The sequence below is a fragment of the Vibrio ichthyoenteri ATCC 700023 genome, from assembly GCF_000222605.1.
GTDB classification, from domain to species: domain Bacteria; phylum Pseudomonadota; class Gammaproteobacteria; order Enterobacterales; family Vibrionaceae; genus Vibrio; species Vibrio ichthyoenteri.
Genome location: NZ_AFWF01000216.1, coordinates 22574 through 29962, shown reverse-complemented (window position 1 = coordinate 29962; position 7389 = coordinate 22574). Strand labels below are relative to the sequence as shown.

7 protein-coding genes are annotated in these 7389 nt (G+C 45.8%); 1 reads left to right on the top strand and 6 read right to left on the bottom strand.

Translation table 11 applies throughout. From position 1 onward, the window contains the following. On the top strand, positions 1-560 hold a 560-nt coding region (locus RH85_RS15705; RefSeq protein WP_006713683.1), incomplete at its 5' end, for a hypothetical protein. 352 nt (positions 561-912) lie between these two features. Here the strand turns inward: RH85_RS15705 and RH85_RS15700 are convergent. The 6 genes from RH85_RS15700 to RH85_RS15675 form a co-directional block, all read right to left on the bottom strand. Next, positions 913-1173, bottom strand: coding sequence for a DUF5062 family protein (locus RH85_RS15700; RefSeq protein ID WP_006713682.1), 261 nt, complete (start codon positions 1171-1173; stop codon positions 913-915). A gap of 573 nt (positions 1174-1746) precedes the next feature. Beyond that, on the bottom strand, positions 1747-2763 hold the full coding sequence (locus tag RH85_RS15695) for a CNNM domain-containing protein (protein ID WP_006713681.1): 1017 nt from the start codon (positions 2761-2763) through the stop codon (positions 1747-1749). After that, entirely contained in the window at positions 2760-4136 is a 1377-nt protein-coding gene (locus RH85_RS15690) for a hemolysin family protein (RefSeq protein WP_006713680.1), read from the bottom strand. Before RH85_RS15690 ends, RH85_RS15695 begins: the two co-directional genes overlap by 4 nt. 337 nt (positions 4137-4473) lie before the next feature. Further along, positions 4474-4743, bottom strand: a complete 270-nt coding sequence (locus RH85_RS15685) for a DksA/TraR family C4-type zinc finger protein (RefSeq protein ID WP_006713679.1) — start codon at positions 4741-4743, stop codon at positions 4474-4476. A gap of 369 nt (positions 4744-5112) precedes the next feature. Beyond that, positions 5113-6255, bottom strand: coding sequence for a mandelate racemase/muconate lactonizing enzyme family protein (locus RH85_RS15680; RefSeq protein WP_006713678.1), 1143 nt, complete (start codon positions 6253-6255; stop codon positions 5113-5115). Positions 6256-6365: 110 nt separating this feature from the next. Further along, a complete protein-coding gene (locus tag RH85_RS15675; RefSeq protein WP_006713677.1) occupies positions 6366-7337 on the bottom strand; it encodes a DMT family transporter in 972 nt (323 codons plus the stop codon). Between the last annotated feature and the right edge of the window lie 52 nt (positions 7338-7389).

Here is a 7389-nt window from a genome sequence, read left to right as displayed (position 1 = left end):
TTCTAAGCTGGTTTATGAAAGAGCTCAATTTTGATATTGCCTGCCAAGCCAATAGAGAAGAAGGTTGCACAGGCCATTTTTGGGAAAGCCGCTTTAAAAGTCAGGCACTGCTGGATGAGAAAGCACTCGCCGCAGCGATGGCTTATGTTGATTTAAATCCACTAAGAGCAGGGATTGCCAAAACGCCAGAAACCTCAAAATTTACTTCGATACAAGCCAGATTGGAGGCGTTAAACCATCAACAAGAAACCGCACCTTGCCTGCATCCATTTGTTGGCAATCCAACCAACGAAAAACTCGATGGCATTCCCTTTCGATTGATGGATTATATTGAACTGGTGGATTGGAGTGCGCGCCAATTTCGAGAGGACAAAGCTTGTTTAAAGGCCAGCGCTCCGCCGATACTGCAACGGCTCAACCTAAACCAACGTAATTGGCTCAAAGCCTATACCGAACTAGAGCGCCATCGCAGTACAGCAGTTGGCTGTCTCTGCACTATCGAGCCAGCAAGAAGTCACTTAAACAAAAAGCGACTACATCTATTTCGCTTAGATGGTTGAATATCGCCGATTTACTCTCTTCATAACACTGCCAATCCAACGAATGACCATCTTCGTTTATCTCCGTTCGCCCCAACCTTACTCCATTTAACCAATAGCATATTCTTCCGCTAGATAAACGCCAAATGAACAACGAATTTGCAGAGCAGCAACAACCTTTAGGGTGCTCGAAGCCTCGACATCGTTACTCACTTTATTACGCACTTTATTACGTGTGTCCCTACATCTGCTCAAGATCGTTATTTTTATGGTGTGTGTCCTAGTATTTCTTTAACTTTGTGCTTTTTGGAAAGCAACCAGAACAAACGAGGCGAACCATTCGGTTCACCCTGTGAGATTTTCATCGTATCTTTTATTTTAGAGGATCATTGTCTGGCAACGCACTATGAATCCAAAGTGCCAGTCTGTGTTTGATGTTTGCGCCATCAAGCTTGTTGTCAGGTAATGGTGTGATCTGTTTGGCGTCAACCAAGAATAGGTAAATCGCTTTGACTCTGACAGGTTGTGGTGACTGAGGAAGTTCAAAGCCTTGCATCTTTGCCATCTTCCCGGCAATCTCAAGTGCCTTTTTAACCAGTTTATCTTCGTTATGAAGCTTGAAGCTTTTTGACATTGGTAGAATCCTTTTCTTCGCTTCGACTTAGAATACATTAAGTGTCGAACAGCACGTGTTAGTAAGCTCTCATATTTCTATATGATGACTCCACATTCCCAGTAAAAACAGCCGTAACAGTTCATATTGTGACTAACACGTTCGCTTTCCGTTTCAAAATCAAATATAGATTCACTATTACACTAACACTGTTTAGCACAGCATTTTTCACCTATGCGAGAATAACAAAGCATAAAATCGGCAACTAAAAACGCTTCCACCAAAATCAAGCGAGATGCTTTAGCTAGCCACATCATAACTCACTATATCCCTTTACCGAGCGGGCTTAATTAAGTCCAACAATCAATGAATTTCGAGAGTAGCGACCACCCTTAGGTTGTTCGAAACTTTGCATAGTTCTTTTCTTTATGGTGTGTGTCCTTTGATATTCACTTTTGTATTTTCGAAATCAGCCAACAAAAAAGGACCGAACATTTTCATGCTCGGTCCTTTTTGTGCTAGCCAAATCGCATTGTAGTGATTGGTAGCATCATTATGTGTTAAGCGCCAATACTAACGCTTATCAACAATGCATTAGTTAGCAGCGGTGGTTGGTAGAACACGTTTTAAAATGTCAGCAAGTGTCACTACGCCAACCATTTTTCCGTCTTTACTCACCACAGCCAGCTGTACACTCGCTTTACGCATGCGCGCTAGAGCTTCATAAATCGGTGTTTTTGAATCAAGCACATACGCATTACGCGCTACTTCTCGTGCTGGTTTTTGCGCCGGCTCTAAAAGCGTATCACGCACGTGAACCACTAACGGTTTTAAACCTGACTTGCCACAAACAAGAATTCGTAAGTGGCCCGAAGCCATCGCCGCAGCACGCACTTCAGCAACTGTTGCATTCTTATCAACATGCGCCATCACCTGCCCTTCTGTTACCAAGGTTTCAACAGGGATTGAACTTAGATCAATCAAGCCAGAAAGCTGCTTTTGAATGTTTGGTTTCAGCGTACCCACTTTGCCTGAGTGCTCTACCAGTTGGCGAATAGTATCGACATCTTGCCCACCAACTGCCGCGCTTTCTACTGGCTCAACACCAGACGCTTTCACCAAACGGTTGGCAATGTTGTTGATCCAGTTTAACAACGGACGTAGCGGCCAAACGTAGGCCCTTGCCACAATACCGATCGCCAGTGCTGACTTTTCTGGGTGCGCGATAGACCATGATTTTGGCGCCATCTCACCCACAACTAAGTGCAAGAACGTCACAACGAACAATGCAAAACCAAAAGCGGCAGCATCTGCAGCCCAATATGGCAAGCCCATTGCTAGTAATACCGGGCCAACCCATTGATCAACCGCAGGTTTGGTGATCGCACCCAGTGCAAATGTACAGAAGGTGATACCCAATTGAGCACCAGCCAACATCAGCGTTAGGTCATTCATACCGCGTAGTGCTGCGCGCGCAGAAGCGCTTTCAACAGCGATTTCTTCTAAACGGTGACGACGAGCGCCCATCAAAGCAAATTCGATGATAACGAAAAAGCCACTTAATATAATCAGAGCGGTAGTCACTAGGGTGACAATCAAAGGATCGGTCATGCTTCATCCTCCACGATTGGTTGCTCTACCAGTTTTACACGAACCTCAGTAGGTACATGTCGCTCAATACGTAACACATCCACCTCTAGGTGGCGTGCAATCGGCTCACCAGAAGCCAGCTCTGAAGGATCAATTGGCAGCGCAATAGTGACAGTATCACCTTCCGCAGGCAATGCACCGCGTGCCGCAATCAACATACCCGCAATAGTCTCTACATCGCCGCGTGGTAAGTCATAACCAATCGCACGTTCAACTTCATCGATATGGACATCGCCTTCCATCAACCACACGTTGCCACTTTCAGAAACCACCGCATCGCCGTTGTCTTCATCATGCTCGTCGGTGATTTCACCCACGATCTCCATCGCCAGATCTTCGATCGTCAACACGCCCGCAAAGCCGCCGTATTCATCGATGACACACGCCAACTGATTTGTTGACGTTACTAGGTGCTCTAGTGCATCAGGTAAGCGCATCAAGGTTGGGAGTACCGTTGCAGGTCGCATCACCTCAGCAACGGTGTCATCCGCATTACCCGCATCGATTCGCGCCAGTACATCTGATAGATGAACCACACCCACAGGCGCGTCATCATCATTAATCACTGGGTAACGAGTGTGTGCTTGCGCCATCAGCGACAGCAGTTCAGTCAATGTGGTTTCAGGTTCAACCCAATCCACTTGCGAACGAGGCACCATCGCATGTTCCACATCGCGCTCAGGGAAGTCGAGAATACGATCCATCATCAGTGAGAGTTCCACTGGCAAGTCGCCGCTTTCGCGTGAGTTGGCGATGATATGGTGTAGATCTTCTTCTGATGCGCTGACATCAAGATCATGCACAGGCTCGATGCGCATAGCACGCAGCAGCAAGTTAGCCGATTTATCGAAGAAGCTAATGATCCAGCCAAACATCGACATGTAAATCAAGGTCGAGCGAGACATCATGCGTGACATTGGCTCTGCGTTAGCAATCGCCAAATTCTTCGGGTAAAGCTCACCCATGATCATTTGCACAACCATCGCAACACCAAGGGTAACCACGGTACCGATTGCAATGCCTGACTCAAGCGATAATCCTAAACCTTGCAGCAGCACACCCATTGATTGACCGACGAGAGGCTCGGCAACAAAACCCAATACTAGGCCTGTGACTGTGATACCAAGCTGCGCCCCAGACAACATAAAGCTGGTTCGTTTGGTTACAGCAAGAGCGCGTTTTGCAGATTCATCACCCGTTGCAGCTAAGGTGGCAAGTTTGGCTCTATCCACCGCCATATAGGCGAACTCTTGGGCAACGAAATAGCCGTTTGCAGCAATAATTGCCAAGATGAATAGAATACCGAATAGAAGGGAAAGAATGGGCTCAATCATTGCTGTGTCCTCCCTTGATAGCTAATACCAGTAAGGAGTTACACAATCGACTAGAGTTGGGGTCCACAAATTAATCCTAAGTAATAATAAGAAGCACAGTATATTCCCGCTGGCGTTAATTCGTCTAGTTAATAGTTATATAATACCCTGATAACAAAATCAGACAGAGTGAACCACTGAAAATCCCAACAACTAAGGAAATACAACGCGCTAAGAGCGACTAGAGCGCCACTAAGGACGCCCACCATTTACCACGTTACCGCCTGTTACAATATAGAATCAGTGTAGATCGCATTTTTCATCTCGCCATCTCGATGAATCTCGGTTTTGCTATCACTTAACGTAACTGACTGTCTTTACTCGCTCGGCTGTTAAATAAGCTTTTTGCTTTGAATAGAGCATCTTGTTTTTGCTGACACTCAACACACAACTCAACACCTGGCATGATTTGTCGACGAGCGGCGGGGATAAGCTCACCACACTCCAAACAATCGTCGGTCTCGTTGTGCTCTTTATGAAGATTTGCTCGTGCACGGTTAATTGCATCACTCACCGTGGCATCGATTTGATCTTGAACACCACCATCTCTGGTGAATCCATTAGCCATAATGATCTCCAAATGTAATGAATGACTCGGAACGTATTATCAAATAGCTCGCTCACTTTGATAATCCATCGCGTAAGGGAATCACTATTACTCAGTTGTAATAATATGTGGCTAAATCTGTGGTGGTCATTGCTGCATTCTACTTCACTATATCCACAACTACAGCTGCGGCTTACCCATGCATTAAAGACCTTTCCACCTTGCTTCAAACAAAAAAAGAGACAAACCGAAGTTTGTCTCTTTGCCTGTTCCACTCTATATCGTCAGCCTAACCCATGACTTAACGACCTACCTTGCTCCCAAACGCTTGGTATGAGTGATCTTTAAACTAGGGACGCTGATTGGTCCCCTATTTAAACTGACTGCAGATTAGTTTACGCGGTACTTAGCGATGATCTCTTCATCAAGCTCAACACCCAATCCAGGGGTGTTTGGTACGGCTACGTAGCCATCTTCAAATGCGATTTGGTTTTTCACCAATGAAGTAAACAGTGGGCTGGTGCTTTGAGAGTACTCAATCAGGTCGCCGTGTTCACGAGACGCTAGGAAGTGAACCGTTGCTGCAATCAGGATACCGGTTGAGAAACCGTGTGGAACTAGCTTCATACCTGCCATGTGCGCCATGTCGTAGATCTTCACCATTTCAGTGATACCACCACAACGGGTTACATCTGGTTGTACAAAGTCAGCGCCTGATTTTTCAATGAAGTTAGCGAACTCGTAACGAGTCGTTAGTGTCTCGCCACCCGCCAGTTTTTGCGAAGTAGACTGAGAAACTTTACGGTAACCCGCTAGCACGTCATCAGTGATTGGCTCTTCAATCCATAGTAGATTGAACTCTTCTAGCTTCTTCGCCATTTCAATTGTGTGGCCAGCCGTACGCCACGCGCTTGCTAAGTCGATGGCAATTTCAACGTCTTTGTTGATGCCACGAGCTGTTTCACACACGGTTTTAATGATTTCGTAGTCAGTTTCCGCGTTTTTACCTAGTGGACCACCACCAAATTTTAGCGAAGTGAAACCTTGAGCAAGTAGCTCAGTAGTACGAGCAACGTTTTCTTCTTTGATAGCAGAAGGGATAAACGTACCGTAAGCACGGATCTTCTCGCGGAATTTACCGCCAAGTAGTTGCCATACAGGTACTTTGTAGAACTGACCAGCGATGTCCCACAGTGCCATATCGATCGCAGAGATCGCGTGGATCATGGTTGAACGACGGCCAGCATAGTGGGTGCCGTTGTACATTTTAGTGTAAAGACGCTCGATCTCTAGTGGGTTTTCACCAACAAGAAGACGCTCTAGACCTTGAGAAGAACCGTGGCTTTGTGTTGCTTTAATGCACGCTTCAATCATCATTGGTGAGCTATCAGATTCACCTACACCCGTAATACCAGCGTTAGTGTGAACGCGGATAAGAACGCCGTCCTCACCCCACTCACACGCTTCATCAAGCGCAGGAACACGTAGGTGGATAACTTCTACTTCGGTGATTTTCAATTCGTTAAATAACATTTTATTTCTCTAATATTGGCAAAGTTCTTTCCTGCAGGATAAATCGTGGAGCTATTTAACGAGCAGGAAAGAGACTGTCGGTAGCGAGACCGACAGTAAATGGATAAGGATTAAGCAGCCGCTTTTTCATCAACAGCAGGTTGAACAACTGGCTTCTTCATGAATCGGTCACCAACGGTGTAGATACATAGCGCGATAACTACGGTCACAACACCAGCCAGTTTTTGCACAGTCATTAACTCACCAAGTAGGAAGTAAGCGACGATCATGGCAAATAGAGGTAGAACGTTTAGTGCCATCGTAGTGATAACCGCATCTTGCGTTTTCAGTGTTGCCACTTCCCATAGCGCGTATGCAATACCTGAACATAGCAAGCCAAGTGCTAGGATACTGCCGATGTGTTTACCGTTTTCAACCAGTACCGATGCCGTAGTGAAATCTGCGCCAGTGACAACACCAAGAACAAGTAGAGCAAGTGTTGCCGCACCAAATTGGTAGAAACAGCTTGAGAACGTGTCGTAGCGAGAGTTCAGATCAGAGCCAAATTTGCCAAGGATGTAGTTGTAAGTCACAAAGCCTAGTACGCCGAATAGAGCGAATAGGTGACCTAGGTTTAGACCTTGGATTTTGTTTGATGGGTCGTAAGCAATCACGCCCGCGCCCACTAGAGAAAGCACAACCGCAAATACTTTTGGTGCAGACGGCTTCACTTTATCAATCACGAATACCGCAAGCATGGTTAGGAATGGAGCCATACCGTTGATAACACCAATTTCTCCAGACGACGTGTATTCGTATGCTAGGATAGTGAAGTAAAAGAAGATCGCTTGAGCAGAAACGCCTGCTGCAGCCAAAAGGAAACCATCTTTTTTATTTTGAATTTTCTTCAATGTATGCTTTTTAGAAAACATGAATAGAACAACAAAACCTAGCGTTGCAATCGCGTAACGTGCAATCGCCAGTACGACAGGATCTAGCTTACCAGCTAGCACGCCACCAAGTGGAAACGACGCACCCCAAAGGGCAGCACAGACAAGGGCAATAGTTAGACCAAGTGATTTGTTTGGTGCAGGTTTACTCATTTTTATATTCTCGTATAAAGGCGTTGCAATAACGCCTTTGGGATATTCCCAA